The 16,183-nt window shown below is 30.1% G+C and carries 15 protein-coding genes; all 15 read right to left on the reverse strand.

Translation table 11 applies throughout. The features are described 5' to 3' along the window. Positions 1 to 77 precede the first annotated feature (77 nt). The 15 genes from UEQ13_RS02190 to UEQ13_RS02260 all read right to left on the reverse strand — a co-directional run bounded on the left by UEQ13_RS02190 (position 78) and on the right by UEQ13_RS02260 (position 16,078). Positions 78 to 1,082: an IS30 family transposase gene (locus UEQ13_RS02190; protein ID WP_329804339.1), complete on the reverse strand. Its 1,005-nt coding sequence runs from the start codon at positions 1,080 to 1,082 to the stop codon at positions 78 to 80. A gap of 39 nt (positions 1,083 to 1,121) precedes the next feature. Continuing rightward, positions 1,122 to 1,916, reverse strand: a complete 795-nt coding sequence (locus UEQ13_RS02195) for a D-alanine--D-alanine ligase (RefSeq protein ID WP_329804746.1) — start codon at positions 1,914 to 1,916, stop codon at positions 1,122 to 1,124. Positions 1,917 to 2,064: 148 nt separating this feature from the next. Further along, positions 2,065 to 2,766: an NRDE family protein gene (locus UEQ13_RS02200; protein WP_329804748.1), complete on the reverse strand. Its 702-nt coding sequence runs from the start codon at positions 2,764 to 2,766 to the stop codon at positions 2,065 to 2,067. Beyond that, on the reverse strand, positions 2,754 to 3,242 hold the full coding sequence (locus UEQ13_RS02205) for a DinB family protein (protein WP_329804750.1): 489 nt from the start codon (positions 3,240 to 3,242) through the stop codon (positions 2,754 to 2,756). Before UEQ13_RS02205 ends, UEQ13_RS02200 begins: the two co-directional genes overlap by 13 nt. Positions 3,243 to 3,422: 180 nt before the next feature. Next, entirely contained in the window at positions 3,423 to 5,330 is a 1,908-nt protein-coding gene (gene acs / locus UEQ13_RS02210; RefSeq protein WP_329804751.1) for an acetate--CoA ligase, read from the reverse strand. Positions 5,331 to 5,430: 100 nt separating this feature from the next. Continuing rightward, positions 5,431 to 6,102, reverse strand: coding sequence for an ABC transporter ATP-binding protein (locus tag UEQ13_RS02215; RefSeq protein ID WP_329804753.1), 672 nt, complete (start codon positions 6,100 to 6,102; stop codon positions 5,431 to 5,433). 2 nt (positions 6,103 to 6,104) lie between these two features. Further along, positions 6,105 to 7,328 (reverse strand): ABC transporter permease, encoded by a 1,224-nt coding sequence (locus UEQ13_RS02220; RefSeq protein WP_329804755.1) that lies wholly within the window; start codon positions 7,326 to 7,328, stop codon positions 6,105 to 6,107. A gap of 3 nt (positions 7,329 to 7,331) precedes the next feature. Further along, entirely contained in the window at positions 7,332 to 8,414 is a 1,083-nt protein-coding gene (locus UEQ13_RS02225; RefSeq protein WP_329804756.1) for an efflux RND transporter periplasmic adaptor subunit, read from the reverse strand. After that, positions 8,414 to 9,724 carry a TolC family protein gene (locus UEQ13_RS02230; protein WP_329804757.1) on the reverse strand — a complete coding sequence of 437 codons (1,311 nt, stop codon included), beginning with the start codon at positions 9,722 to 9,724 and terminating at the stop codon, positions 8,414 to 8,416. The genes UEQ13_RS02225 and UEQ13_RS02230 overlap by 1 nt, the downstream gene beginning before the upstream one ends. A 7-nt stretch (positions 9,725 to 9,731) precedes the next feature. Next, complete coding sequence (locus UEQ13_RS02235; RefSeq protein WP_329804758.1) at positions 9,732 to 10,103, reverse strand: cupin domain-containing protein; 372 nt, start codon at positions 10,101 to 10,103, stop codon at positions 9,732 to 9,734. 3 nt (positions 10,104 to 10,106) lie between these two features. Then, the gene (locus tag UEQ13_RS02240) at positions 10,107 to 10,694 is read right to left on the reverse strand and encodes a TetR/AcrR family transcriptional regulator (RefSeq protein WP_329804759.1); all 588 of its coding nucleotides are present in this window, start codon (positions 10,692 to 10,694) and stop codon (positions 10,107 to 10,109) included. An 82-nt stretch (positions 10,695 to 10,776) separates the two neighbouring features. Continuing rightward, positions 10,777 to 12,681 carry a propionyl-CoA synthetase gene (locus UEQ13_RS02245; RefSeq protein ID WP_329804877.1) on the reverse strand — a complete coding sequence of 635 codons (1,905 nt, stop codon included), beginning with the start codon at positions 12,679 to 12,681 and terminating at the stop codon, positions 10,777 to 10,779. A gap of 151 nt (positions 12,682 to 12,832) precedes the next feature. After that, on the reverse strand, positions 12,833 to 13,192 hold the full coding sequence (locus UEQ13_RS02250; protein WP_329804760.1) for a response regulator transcription factor: 360 nt from the start codon (positions 13,190 to 13,192) through the stop codon (positions 12,833 to 12,835). 2 nt (positions 13,193 to 13,194) lie between these two features. Further along, complete coding sequence (locus UEQ13_RS02255; protein ID WP_329804762.1) at positions 13,195 to 15,891, reverse strand: ATP-binding protein; 2,697 nt, start codon at positions 15,889 to 15,891, stop codon at positions 13,195 to 13,197. Beyond that, positions 15,884 to 16,078, reverse strand: coding sequence for a hypothetical protein (locus UEQ13_RS02260; protein ID WP_329804763.1), 195 nt, complete (start codon positions 16,076 to 16,078; stop codon positions 15,884 to 15,886). The genes UEQ13_RS02255 and UEQ13_RS02260 overlap by 8 nt, the downstream gene beginning before the upstream one ends. Positions 16,079 to 16,183: the final 105 nt, after the last annotated feature.

Raw genomic sequence — 16,183 nt, forward strand, 5'->3', positions numbered from 1 at the left:
TTTCATTTTGTCTAATTTCAGAATAACTTTTTTGGTCTTTTTAATTGACCAAAAGTTATTTCCGAAATAGGCTTGATTTATGCTATATAGTTAGTGATTTCTTGATTCATTTTTTCTTGAGGTGTTTTGTACCCTAAAACCTTTCTAGGTCTATTGTTTAGAGTTAATTCAGCATGTTTTAGTTGTTTGTTTGTTATGGTGTTAAAATCAGTTCCTTTAGGGAAAAAACGCCTAATTAAACCGTTCGTGTTTTCGTTAGTTCCACGTTCCCAGGAAGAATAAGGATTAGCAAAATATATATCCATTCCAGTGTTATTTGATAGCCATTTGTGATTTGCCATTTCCATTCCGTTGTCGTAAGTCATTGATTTTACAGTGTATTTGGGTAGTGTTTTCAAGTGTTTTGCAAATTGTTGTGTCACGGTTTCGGATTTTCTATTTTCTAATTTAATAATGAAAACATATCTTGTTTTTCTTTCTACAATTGTTCCGATGGCACTTTTTTGTCCTACACCAATCATTAGATCTCCTTCCCAATGTCCAACTTCGTTTCGTAACTCAACACTGTTGGGTCTTTGGCTAATATTTACTTGGTCTTTGATTCGTATTTTGTTTTTTCCACCTTTTCTATTGTATCTTCTTTTGGAATGATGATAGGGTAGAAGTTGTATGAGTTTTTTGCCTAATCTTGACTGTCTATGTTTATAAATATGCTGATAAATTGCTTCATGAGAGATTGTCATAATACTATTGTTAGGATAATCAATTTTAATTCTTCCAGCAATTTGTTCTGGCGAAAAACCACATAATAAGCCTCTGTAAACAAATAGTTTAAGTTTTTTATGAGTATTTATTTTATCAAGATTTCTTTTGTTTAAATACTCTTCTTTTGCAAAGAAATCTGCTAAAGTTGCATTGTATTTATCGGTTGGTTTGTGCATCCAACTATTTATTTCTCGAGTAATAGTAGAACGATTTCTATTTAGATGCTTTGCAATATAACTTTTAGACTTATTTTCATAGAGTAAAGTCTCAATAATAATGCGTTCATTTAGTGTAAGTCGTTTGTGCTTTTTTTCCATAATTCAACAAAGATAAAAATTATCATTTGTTGCATTAAGTTATTGAATTCTCCTGTAAGTAATATGTCGTGCTAATTCTTTCCAAGCAAAAAAGATAGAATGTTTTGGATCGTAAATATGTGTAGGTTCGCTCCCACTTCCATTTAATTCTACTATGGAGAAATTTCGTCCGTTTTCTAATTCTTCAAAAGTATGGAACATAATATCAAATCGTCCGAAATAAAATTCAGATATATCTTTACTAATATTTTCAATAACATTGTTTAATTTTTCAGAAATCAAATGACTTGAATCGATAAATTTTGCACCACGAGCATGATTTCCATAAGGTACTAAATTTATTTTCTCTCCTTTAAGTAATACTTTAAGTAGTTTGTCTTTGTATTCTTTCTGTAAAGCTTTTAGCTGAAATTCAAATCTTGGAGTTTGTTTGATTAATTGTTCTATTGTACGGGTTCCATCGCCTTCTACAATTAGATATTCTTTAGAAACAATTCCGGTTATTTTACCTTTAGTTTCATTTGGTAATTTTACATAAAAAATCCCAACTTCATTTTCAAATGGAATGACATCTTGAATTAAAAAATCGAAATCCGCTTTAGCATGATAGTCTTTTAATTCTTCTATATTCGCAACTTTTTTCACACCATTTCCTCTTAAACCCATATCTGGTTTCAAAATTAACGGATAGTTTTGTTCTGAAGTTTTCAATTTATTTAAAACGTCTTCAAGACTAGTATTTGTCTTAATAAATTGGGTTTTTGGATAATATTGTTGTGGAATTAAATCGTAAATTTCAATTTTACTTTCATTCATGAATCCACCATTCTTCATTTTTGGGTTGGCTGAATTGAAGAAAAATATCGTTCTTGCTTTAATTGAATAATATATCCAAAGAAAAAATATCGGAAAATAAACAATGCCAAAGGGCCAGTATTCCCAGTTGAGGACTTTATGTATGAAAAGTTTCAAATTTTAAAATTTAAAAAGTAATAGAATATTCCTCATCCATAATTAAATCAGAGTGATTCACAGATACTGAATTTTCTGAAATAACAGTTTGCGTAACGCTTAAGGTTTTGTAAAGATTATCACGATTGATAATTAAACCATTTTTAGCATCTTTTGGTTCTGTATTTTTATGGAAAAACTTCATCTTTTCAGCTGAAACATCTTTATTTTCCTTCATATATTGTGCAAACCATTGAGCGCGTTGTTGCTGAATTTCAGGCGTATATAATGTAGAAGAAGACCAAATGTAAGTTTGATTAATATCTAATTCAACTGTAGATTTTTCTTCACCACTCCATTGTAATTGAAAAGGTTGTTTGTTATCTAAAACCAATAAAGTAAAAGGTTCAATATCCGTTAAATCGATAGTTTCCCATGTAGCAACAATGGCGTTGGAAGCCATTAAATCTAAAACAATTATACCACGACTTAAACGATATTTATCTTTAGGAATATGTTTGGTTTTTCCTCCGTTAAGAAGAATTATAGCATTACCGAATTCGTCCACAACAAACCAGGTTCCACCAGCTTTAGCGTCTTTAGGATAAATTATTTTTTTGGTTGCTGTTTGATAAATTTTAGGTTCAATTGCTGAAGGTCGCGTTATTTTTTCATCTCTATTTGATGTCAATAAAAATGAATTATTAGCGTAAACAAAACTTACTGTGCACATTGATTTCTAAAAACAATTGTTGAAGGTGCTACACCAAAATTTTCATTAACTACCAAATATTCAAATTGAAAAACAGCCACTTTTATTAAAGCTTGGTGATGTATACAATGTTCTAAATTATAGATAACTTCTCTGAAATAATTCGTATTTATTCGAGAAACTTCTTCAAAAAAGACACTTTCAAGTATTATATCTTTGTTTTCTTTTTCAATGGTGTTACAAATTTCATCAATTTTTTCAATTGCATAAGTTGGACTTGTTTGAATTAAAAGATTTCTACTTCTGTTATCGTAGTTCAATTCACCCACTTCATAAGAATTGATGGCACATTGAAACAATTCAATGATATGGCGTGTGTGCTCACCAATTGAAGCGTTACTTAAGTATTCAATAGGTTTTGAATAATCATCTTCAGAGATCTGATTTAATAAATGTTGTAATTCGAAAAGAGTCTGTTTTACCGATGTAAAATTCATATTAAATAGTTTGGTTGATGCTTTTGGTATTTACAAAAATAATTATTTAAGTGTTACTAAAATGTAAAATACCTTACAATTTTACTATTTTTAGTTAATTATTTTTTATATAGTTTAATTTCAATAAAAAAGAGGTACAAATATTGTACCTCTTTTGAATATTAAGTTTAAAAAAGATTATTACAGTTTTCCGTTTTTAATTTCTTCTACAATTTCAGGATTTAATAACGTTGAAATATCACCGAAATTAGAGAAATCACCTTCTGCAATTTTTCTTAAAATACGTCGCATAATTTTACCTGAACGTGTTTTTGGCAAACCAGATACAAACTGAATTTTATCTAATTTCGCAATTGGTCCAACTTGATCAGAAATCAATTGGTTAATTTCTTTAGATAAATTGTCTTTATCTCTTCCTTCTCCTGTTTCTTTTAAAATTACGAAACCATACAAAGCGTTTCCTTTGATATCATGTGGGAAACCAACGATAGCACTTTCTGCAACTGCTGGATGTTCGTTGATTGAATCTTCAATTGGAGCCGTTCCTAAATTATGTCCAGAAACAATAATTACATCATCTACACGACCTGTAATTCGGTAATAACCAACTTCATCGCGTAAAGCGCCATCACCTGTGAAAAATTTCCCTGGGAATGCTGTAAAATAGGTTTCTTTATATCTTTGGTGATCACCCCAAATAGTTCTCGCCATTGATGGCCAAGGGAATTTGATACACAAACTTCCTGTAACTTGATTGCCTTCAATTTCGTTGCGTAATTCGTCCATTAAAACCGGTTGAATTCCTGGTAAAGGTAAAGACGCATAGGTTGGTTTTGTTGGTGTTACGAAAGGAATTGGAGAAATCATAATTCCACCTGTTTCCGTTTGCCACCATGTATCAACTAAAGGACAACGCTTTCCTCCTACGTGATCGTTGTACCAATGCCAAGCTTCTTCATTAATAGGTTCTCCAACGGATCCAATTACTTTTAGAGAATCTAGTTGAAATCGTTGTACATAATCGATACTTTCTTTGGCTAAAGCACGAATTGCGGTTGGAGCCGTATAAAATTGATTCACTTTATGTTTTTCTATAACTTCCCAAAAGCGACTAAAATCTGGATAAGAAGGAACGCCTTCAAAAATCACAGTTGTAGCACCGTTCAAAAGTGGTCCGTATAAAATATAAGAATGTCCGGTAATCCAGCCAATATCAGCAGTACACCAAAATACATCATTTTCTTCGTAATTGAAAACATTTTTGAATGTATAAGCTGTGTAAACCATATATCCAGCTGTTGTATGCAACATTCCTTTTGGTTTTCCTGTTGAACCAGAAGTATATAAAATAAACAACGGATCTTCTGCATCCATTATTTCTGCAACGTTATTTCCAATTGCTTCGTCTAAAAGAGGTTGTAACCAAATGTCACGACCTTCTTTCATAGTAACTTCAGTATTCGTTCTTTTAGCAACTAAAACAGTTTCTACACAAGGACATTTTTCTAAAGCTTCATCTACAATTCCTTTTAAATCAATCGATTTGTTTCCTCTAAATCCACCATCAGAAGTAATTACCATTTTACATTCCGAATCGTTAATTCTTGCTGAAACCGCTGATGCAGAAAATCCTGCAAAAACTACAGAATGTATGGCTCCAATTCGGGCACAAGCCAAAACTGATACGGCTAATTCTGGAATCATAGGTAAGTAGATACAAACTCTGTCACCTTTTTTAATACCTTGTTCACGTAGAACGTTCGCCATTTTTGCAACTCTTACATATAATTCGTTGTATGAAATATGTAAAGCTTCTTCTTTAGGATCATTTGGTTCAAAAATGATGGCCGTTTTATCTCCTTTTTTAGCTAAATGTCTGTCGATGCAGTTTTTAGTGATGTTTACTTTTGCATTTAAAAACCATTTAAAATTAGCTTCTTGCATATCCACATCAAAAACTTTATCCCATTTTTGATACCAAGTAAAATTTTCATCAGCAATACGATCCCAAAATTTTCTTGGTTCGCGAACTGATTTTTTATACATTTTGAAGTAATTTTCTAAATCTTTGATTTTATAGTAACTCATTCTTCGATTTTTTTCTGTTTAATAGTGTAAATATAAGTATTCTATTCATGCGTTAAAGATTTTTTTTGCTAAATAGGTATATATAAATAGATGCAACAAATTAACTTATAATTCGACCATCTTTCATTTCAATAATTCTATCACTTTTGTGAGCAAAATCTTCATCATGCGTCACAGCGATGATTGTCTGACCGAAATTTCTAGTTAGTTCTTGAAAAATATTAAAAACAATATCTGAATTTTTACTATCTAAATTTCCAGTTGGTTCATCACCCATAATAATTAGAGGATCATTTATTAAAGCACGCGCAATTGCTACACGTTGTTGTTGTCCGCCAGAAAGTTTACTAGCCGGTTTTAATGCTTGATCTTGCAAACCTAATATTTCTAGTTTTTGATAAGCGCGTTGTTCAATTTCTTTTTCAGATAATTTTCCTAATTTTAAAGCTGGAATCATAACATTTCTTAAACACGTAAACTCTGGAAGTAAATAATGAAATTGAAATACAAACCCAATTTTTTCGTTTCTAACTTCCGCCAATTGATCTATTGACAATCCTGTCATTAATTTATTATCTATATACAACTCTCCTTTATAATCCGTGTCCATTGTGGAAAGTATATATAAAAGTGTTGATTTACCACTACCCGATTTTCCAATCATAGAAAGAAATTCGCCTTTTTTAACATCAAAAGAGATATCTTTTAAAACCTGAAATTCTGTTGGTTCGTGAAAATACTTGATGATATTTTTTGTTTCTAGAATGTTCATTTTTACTTTCTTAAAATTTCTACTGGATCAACATTTGCGGCTTTTTTTGCAGGAATGTAACCCGCGAAAAAAGTAAGTACCAATCCGATTACCACGCCTTGAAAAAACTTTTTAAATTCGTAATCAATTGGAAAATAGCCGATATCTCCACCAACATAAATATTTTTCAGAATTGTAATTAAGAGTATTGCTAAAATAACTCCACCAATCACACCCATAATTCCAATAGAAACGGCTTGTGTTACAAAAATTCTAATTACATCTTTTCCTTTAAAACCCATTGCTTTTAAAATGGCGATATCATTTATTTTTTGAGAAACAGTCATGTTTAAAATATTATAAATTCCGAAACCCGCTACTAATAAAATCGTAAATGAAACAAATGTGATAACTATTTTACGCATTTTATTTGCAGCCATAAAGGTTTCATTGGCTTGCTTCCAACCTTCAGCTTTGTATCCTGTTAAATTTTCGATTTTTTTGGCAATTAATTCTGCTGCTTCTGGATCAGAAACATTTACATTAATATCTGTAATATAACTTGTTCCTTCTTTTAATAATTGTTGTGCTGTAGCAATATTAACGTAAGATCTTGTTTTATCTGTAATAGAATTGTTTGTTTTAAAAATTCCAACAACTTTAAAATTTCGGTTGATACCTTTTGACGAAGTCAGATTCAAATTATCATTTATTGATAAATTCATTTTTTGAGAAATTCCGCTTCCAATAATAATTCCGTTTGGATTGGATTTTAGCATGTCGAAATTTCCTTCAACCATAAACGATTTTATATCGAACATTAAGTTAGCTTCGTCTGGTTTTATTCCAACAGCAATTCCAGAAATTTGAGATTTTCCATTATTAAAAAACACACTTGAATTGACTTGAGTTGTTACAACAGTCACTTCTTTTTGCTTTATAATGGTTTCAATTACCAAATTTGGATTAATAATTGTGTTGTTAACAGGAACGATTTTCGGGTTAATTATTATGGATTTGTAGTTATTATTCTGCATTAAAGGCTTACTAATTTCATCATCTTTATAAACTCTAATGTGCGAAGTCGATTTAAAAATGGAAGAACTAGAACTTTTATCAAAACCAACCAACATACAATTCATAAAAATATAAATTGACATTCCTAAAACCACCCCTACAACAGCAACTGCAGTGAGTTTTTTATTAGACAAAACATAGGTTTTTGCTATTGCTGAATTGATATTCATCTTTTATAATTTTAAAGGTAAAAGAATATCATTTTCATTAATTCCTTCTAAAACTTCTACATATACTGTTGAAATGATTCCAGGTTTTATAATGACATATTCGTCTTTATCTTTTACGTTTACTTTGTTTCCAAAACCAACATAATCTCTTGGGATTAGCAATGCATTTTTCTTTTCTCCAACTAAAATATTAGCTTCTAATTGTGTTCCAAAAAGTGAATTTTCAAAAGGTTTATCAAAATTTACTTTGCAAATAAAAGATTGTGATTGTTCATCAAAAGCAGAAAGGATTTCGGAAATTTTTCCATTATAAGTTGTGTTTTTATTCGTATTTAATTGAACGAAAACCGTTTGTCCTAATTTAACTTTTCCAATACTATTTTCATCTACATTTAAAACTGCTTCCACTTTTTGAGCATTGGCAATTGTGGCAATAATTTCTCCTTTTTTAACATAATCACCATTAGTTTTAAGTTTTTTGATAACCGTACCGCTTTCTGTTACAACAATTGAATTATAATTTTTAATGACTTGATTGTTCAAAGCTTGACCTTTGGCATTGATTTGTTGTTGTTTTGCTTGTTGCTGAATTTGTAAAATTTGTTTTTTCAAAGCATTTAAACTTGACAATGAATTACTTGCATTCAGTTGAATGTTTTCAAGTTCAACTTTTGCAATACTTTGAGTTTCATATAGTTTTTTGTAACGTTCTACTTGTATTTTATCTTGTTTATATTTGTTTTCGGCAAACTGAATATTTTGTTTCAATTGTTGAATTTGAGGAGAATTATCTGTCAGATTTTCATTAGAAATAAGCAATTGTTCTTTTGCAGCTTGTGCATTAATTTCATTAATTTTATTATCAATTGCTACCAAGGTTTTGCCTTTAGAAACAAAATCACCAACTTCAAAATTGGAATTGGTTAAAACCCCATCTGTTTGTGCTGTTAAATTATAAGCATTATCCCACTCTAATTCGCCTGATGCAAAAACTAATTCTTTTATATCTTGTTTTATTGGCTTTATTTCCTTGTCATTTTTACAAGAAAAAAAGAGTACCGATGCTAGTAAAAATATCTTTTTCATTATTGAATCGTATTATTAATGTTGATTTTTGTTTTTAGATAGTTTGTGTTTATTTCATTAACAATATCATTTAATTCGGCATTGAGTTTATCATTAAAAGAAATTAATAAATTATCAATTGAAACTAAATTCTGTTGAAATATCTCAAAATTTTTTTTATAAGTATCTGTTTTTAAAACTACAATTTTTTTACTAATTTTAAAACTATCCATTGCTTTTTGAAAATCTAGTTTCAGTTGTTCATTTGCGTTTTTTTCTTGAAGTTCGCTATGTTTCGCGTTTTCAGAAGCAATTGTCAAATTTGTTTTTAAAGTTCTTTTTTGCTGAAACTTAGAGGATTCTGGAAGTAAATAATTCAATCGTAAACCAATATATGAAGATTGAAAACTCGATCCATTTGTGTCAAAAAAACCAGTGGTATTATTTTCTTGATACGTCCAATTTCCAATAGCAGAAAGTGTTGGATAAAACGATGATTTATAACTTTTTAATTCTTGTTTGTTTAACTCTTTTTGCAAAATACTTTGCTCACTCACTAATTTAGAATTAACCTCAATTTTTTGAAAATCATTAATTTCAGTTTCTGAATTTGATAGGTTTAATTTAATGTCAAAATTAATATCACACAAAACTTTCAATGCATTAATTTGTTGCAATAAAGTGGTTTCTAATTGCATTTTTTTATCTTCAATTTGTAAGAGATTTACAGCAGCTTGATTTACATCTTGAGATCTAAGCAAACCCTCTTTATTTTTATTTCTAACAACTTCTTCTATTTTTATATTATTAGTATAATTTACATCTAATATATCAATTTGTTTTTGAATCGAAATAATGGAATAATAAGTCATTGCTAAATTTTCAAGTAAGTTTTTCTTTATTAATAATTGAGTTTTATTGTTTAAATTTTCATTAATTTTTGAAACTTTAATCTTTTGCCAAGACTGAATATTAATCAAATCGATTTGTGGTGTAATACCAATAGTACTTATATATTGTTGTCCGAATTTCACTTCTTTGAAAGTACCAGGAACACCTCCAAAAATTTCTGCTGGTAAAAAATTAGAAGGTATTTCTAAAAAATCCGTTGCTGATGCAGTCACATTACCTTTAGGATTAAAAATATTGATTTTAGAAATTAATGTTTGGTATTTTGCTAATGCTAATTGTTCGTTAGAAACTTTGAGAACGGTTGCGTTTTTTTCTGCATAAGCAAATACATCATCAATAGATTTTAATGAAAGTGAATCTTGCGCTTTTACATTAGAAAAAAGCAATAGAAAAAAAATGATTTTTATTGAAGATTTCATTTAAAACTTATTTAATCAATAATAAATTAGTGGATTCAATTCCGTTTACCCAATGTTTAACATTTGGTTCAATTTTAACAAAATCACCTGAAAACAATACCGCTTTTATTCCTTTTTCATCTTCGTAAACAGCATTTCCAGAAACACAAACTAGTAATGCTGGAACTTTTGTAACGTGTTCTTCTAGTTTACTATCTTTTAAAATTTGTAAAGAAATAACTTTGCCCTCATTGGCAGGAAACATCATGTTTGTTTGTACTCCTTTATTTTCTGTGTGTAATTCTTTTAAGTTCATTTTGATGTTATTTTGTGTTAGTGAAAAACCGATTGTACTTGTTGCAACAACTAAAACTGCGGTACTTATTTTAAAAAATTTCATAATTTATTTTTTTAGAAGAGTTAATAAATCAGTCATAGTTTTCATTCCTTTTATTTCAATATCAAAGTTAAAATTTGATAATTTCCATTGTAACATTTGCAAACGAAATGTACCCATTGCAAAATGAACCAAACTATCCGCTTCCATTTCTTGGTTAAATAATTTAGATTCTTGTCCGTCAGTCATTATTTTTTTTAGTGCCACAAAATTAGTTTCAATCAATTTTTTTATACTTTTTTTTATGTCTTCCGAATTATCCATCAACCCATCAGACAAGACAATCACTATAAAATGTGGATTCTTTTTAAAGAATTGAAATTGACTTAAAAAAAGTGCTAAAAACTTCTCTTCGGCATTATTTTCTACTTTTAAAATTGTTTCAAATCTCAAATTAATATTTTCAGATAAAAAACGAATCAATAACAAAATTATGTCTTCTTTATTTTTGAAATGTCGATACAAGGCACTTTCAGAAAATTCCATTTCTTGAGCTAAATTCTTAGTTGTTAAACCTTTGATTCCTTTTTCCATCAATAGTTTCCCAGCAGATTCTATAATTTCTTGTTGTCTTTTGGAAGCTTTATCCATCATAAATTTTAGTTAGTGAACATTCACTCTACAAATTTATATAAAAAATACCAATAAAATGAATCATTGGTATTTGAATTACTATTTATTTGAAAGAACCTAGTTTTGCTAGAGAAAATTCTTGATTTAATTCCTCAATAATGGCTTCATCATCAATAGTGGATGGGATTTGGAAATTTTCTCCATCTACAATACTTCGCATTAATTTTCTTAAAATTTTTCCGGAACGTGTTTTTGGTAGTCTTTGTACGATAATCACATCTCGTAAAGAAGCTACAGCTCCAATTTGCTCACGAACTAATTGTACGACTTCATGTTGCAATTGGAAATTTTCGATTTCTTCACCTGATTTTGTAACAACTAAAGCTAAAGGTATTTGTCCTTTTAATTCATCGTTAATACCAATAACTGCACATTCTGCAACTGAATGGTGTGAAGAAACAATTTCTTCCATTTCAGCAGTTGAAAGTCGATGACCTGCCACATTGATTACATCATCTACTCTACCGGTTATAAAAATATAATCTTCCTCATCTTTAAATCCGCCATCACCTGAAAAATAAAAACCTGGAAATTTATTCAAATATCCTGCTTTGAAGCGTTCGTTATCTTTCCATAAATCCAACATAGTTCCAGGAGGCAATGGCAACTTGATGACTACATAACCTTCTTGATTCGGACCTAATTCTTCTCCATTTTCATTAAAAATTTGAATGTTATAACCTGTGACAGCTTTTCCTGCAGAACCAGGTTTTATAGGTAAAAACTCCACTCCCATCATGTTCGCAATCATTGGCCAACCAGATTCTGTTTGCCACCAATGGTCGATTGCAGGAACTGGAATATGTTGTTGATACCATTCTAAAGTTGCTATATCACAACGTTCACCGGCTAAAAACTGAGTTCTTAAACTTGATAAATCGTATTGTTTAATAAATTCGCCGTTTGGATCTTCTTTTTTGATGGCACGAATAGCAGTTGGAGCGGTAAACATTACATTTACTTTATGCTCAGCAATGACTCTCCAAAACGTACTTGCATCAGGAGTTCGGATTGGTTTTCCTTCGAAAATTAGGGTTGTATTTCTGTTAATTAGTGGTCCGTAAACAATATAACTATGTCCAACTACCCAACCAACATCTGAAGCAGCCCAAAAAACTTCATCTGGTTTTGCACCATAAATGTATTGCATTGAATATTTAAGTGCCGTAGCATAACCACCTGTATCTCTGACAATTCCTTTTGGTTTTCCAGTCGTGCCAGAAGTATATAAAACATATAAAGGATGAGTGGCTTCTACTGGAACACAAGGTGCTTCTTCAGAACCATAAACTAAAGCATCATAATCTACATCGTACTTTTTGAATGGAATTCTGGCTCCCAATTTTCTATTTAAAACGATAACTTTTTTAGGTTTATGTTCCGCTAATTCGATAGCTTCATCCACTAAAGGTTTGTAAGCAATTAATCGGTCTATTTCAATTCCAGAAGATGCTGTAATAACTACTTTAGGTTTACAATCGTCAATTCGTATCGCTAATTCATGTGGTGCGAATCCACCGAAAACTACTGAATGCGTTACTCCAATTCTAGCGCAAGCTAACATCGCAAAAGCAGCTTGTGGAATCATTGGCATGTAAATTACAGCTGTATTTCCTTTTTTTAATCCTAAAGACAACATTCCACCAGCCAATTTAGCTACTTCTGTTTTAACTTCATTGTATGTATACTTTTTAACAGTTTGTGTAACTGGAGAATCGTAAATTATAGCAATATTATCTCCAAATCCATCTTGAATATGTTTATCTAAAGCTAAATAACAAGCATTAATTTCACCATCCGCAAACCAAAGTGGATAGTTATTTTCATCTGTAGATAAAATTTTTGATGGTTTTTTATACCATTCTATTTGATTGGCTTGTTGTGCCCAAAACTTTTCAGGATTTTGCGTGCTTTCGTTATATAATTCTTGATAATTCATTATTTCTATTGCTTTATTTTCATATTAATAACGTAAATATAACGAATATTATTAAGCCTAAGAAAATAAACTTGCTAAAAAGGTATACATAAATTTATCGAAAAATAATAAAAAAGGCTGAAGAAAAAATCCTTCAGCCTTTTGAAAATATTTATTTATTTTAAAGGAGTTCTAAAACTGTTTCCACTACTTTTTTTATGGAAAAAGGTTTGATTAAATACGCATCTGCACCTAAAGCCATTCCTTTTTCTATATCGCTAGCCTTATTTTTTGCAGAAAGAAAAATCACTTTAGTATGTGATAAATTAACATCTTTTCGAATTTGTTCTAACGTGGCATATCCATCCACCATTGGCATCATCACATCTAAAATAATTACATCTGGAAAATCCGTTTTAACAATATCCAAAGCTTCCTGACCATCACGTGCAATAAACACTTCAAAATTATTCTTTTTGAAAGTATATTCCAATGACATTACTATGTTTGGTTCGTCGTCTACAATTAAAATTTTCTTCATGATTATAAGCTTTCTGTATTCTTGTTTTTTGGTAAAGTGAAAACAATACAAGCGCCTTTAACGGTTTGTTCTGCCCAGATTTTACCTTTGTGATATTCCATAATTTGTTTACAAATGGCTAATCCTAATCCGCTACCAACAGGTTTCTTTATATTTTGATTGGTAGATTGATAAAACTTATCAAAAATAACCTCAAAATCATCTGGATGGATTCCTTTTCCATTGTCTTGCACGAAAGTATGAATAAAATTATTCTTTTCCTTGATTTGAATGGTAATTAATCCATCAATTTCTGGGCAAAACTTGATCGCATTTGATAATAAATTAGTTATCACTTGTACAATTCTATCTTCATCATAAAAAGCATTTACCTTTGATTTACTTTCTATATGAACTGTAATATGCTTGTTTTTAATTAATTGCTGCAAAGGTTCAATTGATTTTTCAATAGTAACAACCAAATTATTTTGCGTTGGATGAATGGTTTGTTTCCCCGTTTCAAATTTTTCTAAATCGAGAATTTTATCAATTAACCGATTCAATCTATCTGATTCTGAAATAATATTCTGTAAAAATTGCTTTTTAAGTTCCTCTGGAATTTCGTCATCATCGTGTAAAATCTCACTTGCAGCACGAATAGCCGTAATTGGCGTTCGAAGTTCGTGGGTAACCGTGTCCAAAAATTCGTCTTTTTGTTGGTCTTTAATCATTAACGAATCGTTGGCATCTTGCAATTTAGCTGTGATTTCCTTTAATTCATTAGAGGTTTCTGTTAGTTTTTTATTAACAATAATATTTTCTTTAGATTCTTCTAAAATTTTCAAAACTTCTGGTAAACTAATTTTTTCTTCTTTAACTACACTTGAAATCAAAATTCTCGCGGAAGCTGTTCCAATATGTCCGGTTAATAAATTTTCGGAAAACTTAATTAATCGGGCATCTGCCAATTCTATATTTTTATCTACGTTATATTTTACGTTGAAAATATTCATAGCGCGTTTGGTGCGTTCTTCACCTAAAAAGCGAATCAAAACTTTCTCAATATCATTTCTGTAAGCCGTTCCTTTCCAGATAAATGCATTTTCATGATTGGTGATATATTTGTTGATATCTACAAACATTTCTGCATAATTTCTTTCCCGATAATTCCCTTTAAAACTCACAGAAACTGCAAAATAAGTTACGGAATTGAATAATAAACTCCAAAATAAAGCGTGTGGAATTGGATCTAAATAATCTAAACCGAATAATTGAAAAGGCTTTAGTAATTCGATATTTAAAAAACCGTTAGAAATAAAGGTGCTTTGACTGTTAGTAATTCCGATACTATATGGAATTAACAACGTGTACAAGCAAAAAATAAATCCGATAATTATACTATAAATGGCACCTAAACGAGAACCTCTTCTCCAAAATAAGGCTCCAAAAAAAGCAGGTGCTAACTGTGAAATCACAACAAAAGCAACCATTCCGATGGATACTAAATTATAATTTAATCCAAAATATCTGTAAATGAAATACGAAAGAATAATTAACAAAAAGATGCCTATTTTTCTACTATTTAAAATGCTTTTATTACTAATTGTTTCTGCACTTTTTAGTTTTCCAAGTAAGTTATAGGGAATTAAAATATTATTGGTGACCATTGTAGAAAGTCCAATTGACGAAACCACAATCATTGAAATCGCCGCTGAAAATCCGCCAAGGAAAACTAAAACCGTTAAAATTTTATTATTGAATAATTGTGGAATTAATAAAGAATACACATCGGAATTTACATCTTGACCATCAAACAAAATATTTCCACCCCAAGCGATTGGATACACGAAAATATTGAACAACAATAAATATAATGGAAACAACCAAACCGCAGTATTAATATGTTTTTCGCGATTATTTTCTATAACTGAAACTTGAAATTGTCTCGGTAATAAAAATATAGCAAACATAGAAAGTACACAAAGTAAAAACCAGTTTATGGCTTGAGGCAAACCACCGATTGTGTTTTTTTCTTTGAAATTTTCTAATAAACTGGCTTTTTGATAAATGTCATCAAAACCATCAAAGACAAAAAATGTTACGTAAACGCCAATAATTACAAAGAAAACCAGTTTTAAAACACTTTCCATTGCTACAGCAGTTACGATTCCTTTTCTTTTTTCGGAAGCATCGACATAACGTGTTCCGTAATAGGATGCGAATAACGCTAATGCAACAGCTACATAAGTTGTGGTATCATCAAAAATTAGGGAATTGATTGGTGTTTTCGTAACAATATGAAAAGTTTCAGCAATGGCTTTTAGTTGTAAAGAAATGTAAGGAATAATTCCTGTTAAGCAAATAACAGTTACAATTGCGCCTAAAAAACGACTATTTCCGTATCGCAAAGAGATAAAATCGGCAATACTTGAAATTTTATTGACACGAGAAATTCTGATAATTTTCTTTAGAATTAAAATCCAAGACGGCGCTATAATTATTGGACCTAAATAGATTGGAAGATAACTTAAACCACTATCTGCTGCTACTCCGACACTCCCATAATAGGTCCAAGCCGTGCAATAAACCGCTAATGATAAAGTATAAACGTAAGGATTATTTGTCCATTTACTGTTGTTGTTTTTTTCTGCCCAATGAGCGATGTAAAATAAAATGGCCAAATAGATGGACAAAATTATAAGAAGAATAACGCTATTCATTGTAACGAATCATAATATATAAGGAAACTAAAATAGAAAGTAACCAAGTGGAAAAAATGAAAATATAACTACTTGGAAATCCAAAAACATTTCTGGAAGAATCAAATAGTAATACAATTGGCATATTGAGACATATGAGTAAAACCATGGAAACAATAACTAATTTTTGTTGGTGTCTTTTTTTCATAGATTTTGCCACGAAGGCGCTAAAGCTCAAAATTTTTGTTTATTTGCTTATGTAATTTTTTACTAATTTACATAAAGTTTTTAAAACACTACTGATTTAAATACA

This window comes from Flavobacterium facile (assembly GCF_036321945.1).
Lineage (GTDB): Bacteria > Bacteroidota > Bacteroidia > Flavobacteriales > Flavobacteriaceae > Flavobacterium > Flavobacterium facile.

Excerpts from the sequence above, each read along its gene's own strand:
- UEQ13_RS02235 (WP_329804758.1), bottom strand. The coding sequence starts at position 10,103 with ATGAAATTTTTTAAAATAAGTACCGCAGTTTTAGTTGTTGCAACAAGT.
- UEQ13_RS02260 (WP_329804763.1), bottom strand. The coding sequence starts at position 16,078 with ATGAAAAAAAGACACCAACAAAAATTAGTTATTGTTTCCATGGTTTTA.
- UEQ13_RS02205 (WP_329804750.1), bottom strand. The coding sequence starts at position 3,242 with ATGAATTTTACATCGGTAAAACAGACTCTTTTCGAATTACAACATTTA.
- UEQ13_RS02215 (WP_329804753.1), bottom strand. The coding sequence starts at position 6,102 with ATGAACATTCTAGAAACAAAAAATATCATCAAGTATTTTCACGAACCA.
- UEQ13_RS02250 (WP_329804760.1), bottom strand. The coding sequence starts at position 13,192 with ATGAAGAAAATTTTAATTGTAGACGACGAACCAAACATAGTAATGTCA.
- UEQ13_RS02200 (WP_329804748.1), bottom strand. The coding sequence starts at position 2,766 with ATGTGCACAGTAAGTTTTGTTTACGCTAATAATTCATTTTTATTGACA.
- UEQ13_RS02255 (WP_329804762.1), bottom strand. The coding sequence starts at position 15,891 with ATGAATAGCGTTATTCTTCTTATAATTTTGTCCATCTATTTGGCCATT.
- acs (WP_329804751.1), bottom strand. The coding sequence starts at position 5,330 with ATGAGTTACTATAAAATCAAAGATTTAGAAAATTACTTCAAAATGTAT.
- UEQ13_RS02240 (WP_329804759.1), bottom strand. The coding sequence starts at position 10,694 with ATGATGGATAAAGCTTCCAAAAGACAACAAGAAATTATAGAATCTGCT.
- UEQ13_RS02195 (WP_329804746.1), bottom strand. The coding sequence starts at position 1,916 with ATGAAGAATGGTGGATTCATGAATGAAAGTAAAATTGAAATTTACGAT.
- UEQ13_RS02225 (WP_329804756.1), bottom strand. The coding sequence starts at position 8,414 with ATGAAAAAGATATTTTTACTAGCATCGGTACTCTTTTTTTCTTGTAAA.
- UEQ13_RS02230 (WP_329804757.1), bottom strand. The coding sequence starts at position 9,724 with ATGAAATCTTCAATAAAAATCATTTTTTTTCTATTGCTTTTTTCTAAT.
- UEQ13_RS02220 (WP_329804755.1), bottom strand. The coding sequence starts at position 7,328 with ATGAATATCAATTCAGCAATAGCAAAAACCTATGTTTTGTCTAATAAA.
- UEQ13_RS02190 (WP_329804339.1), bottom strand. The coding sequence starts at position 1,082 with ATGGAAAAAAAGCACAAACGACTTACACTAAATGAACGCATTATTATT.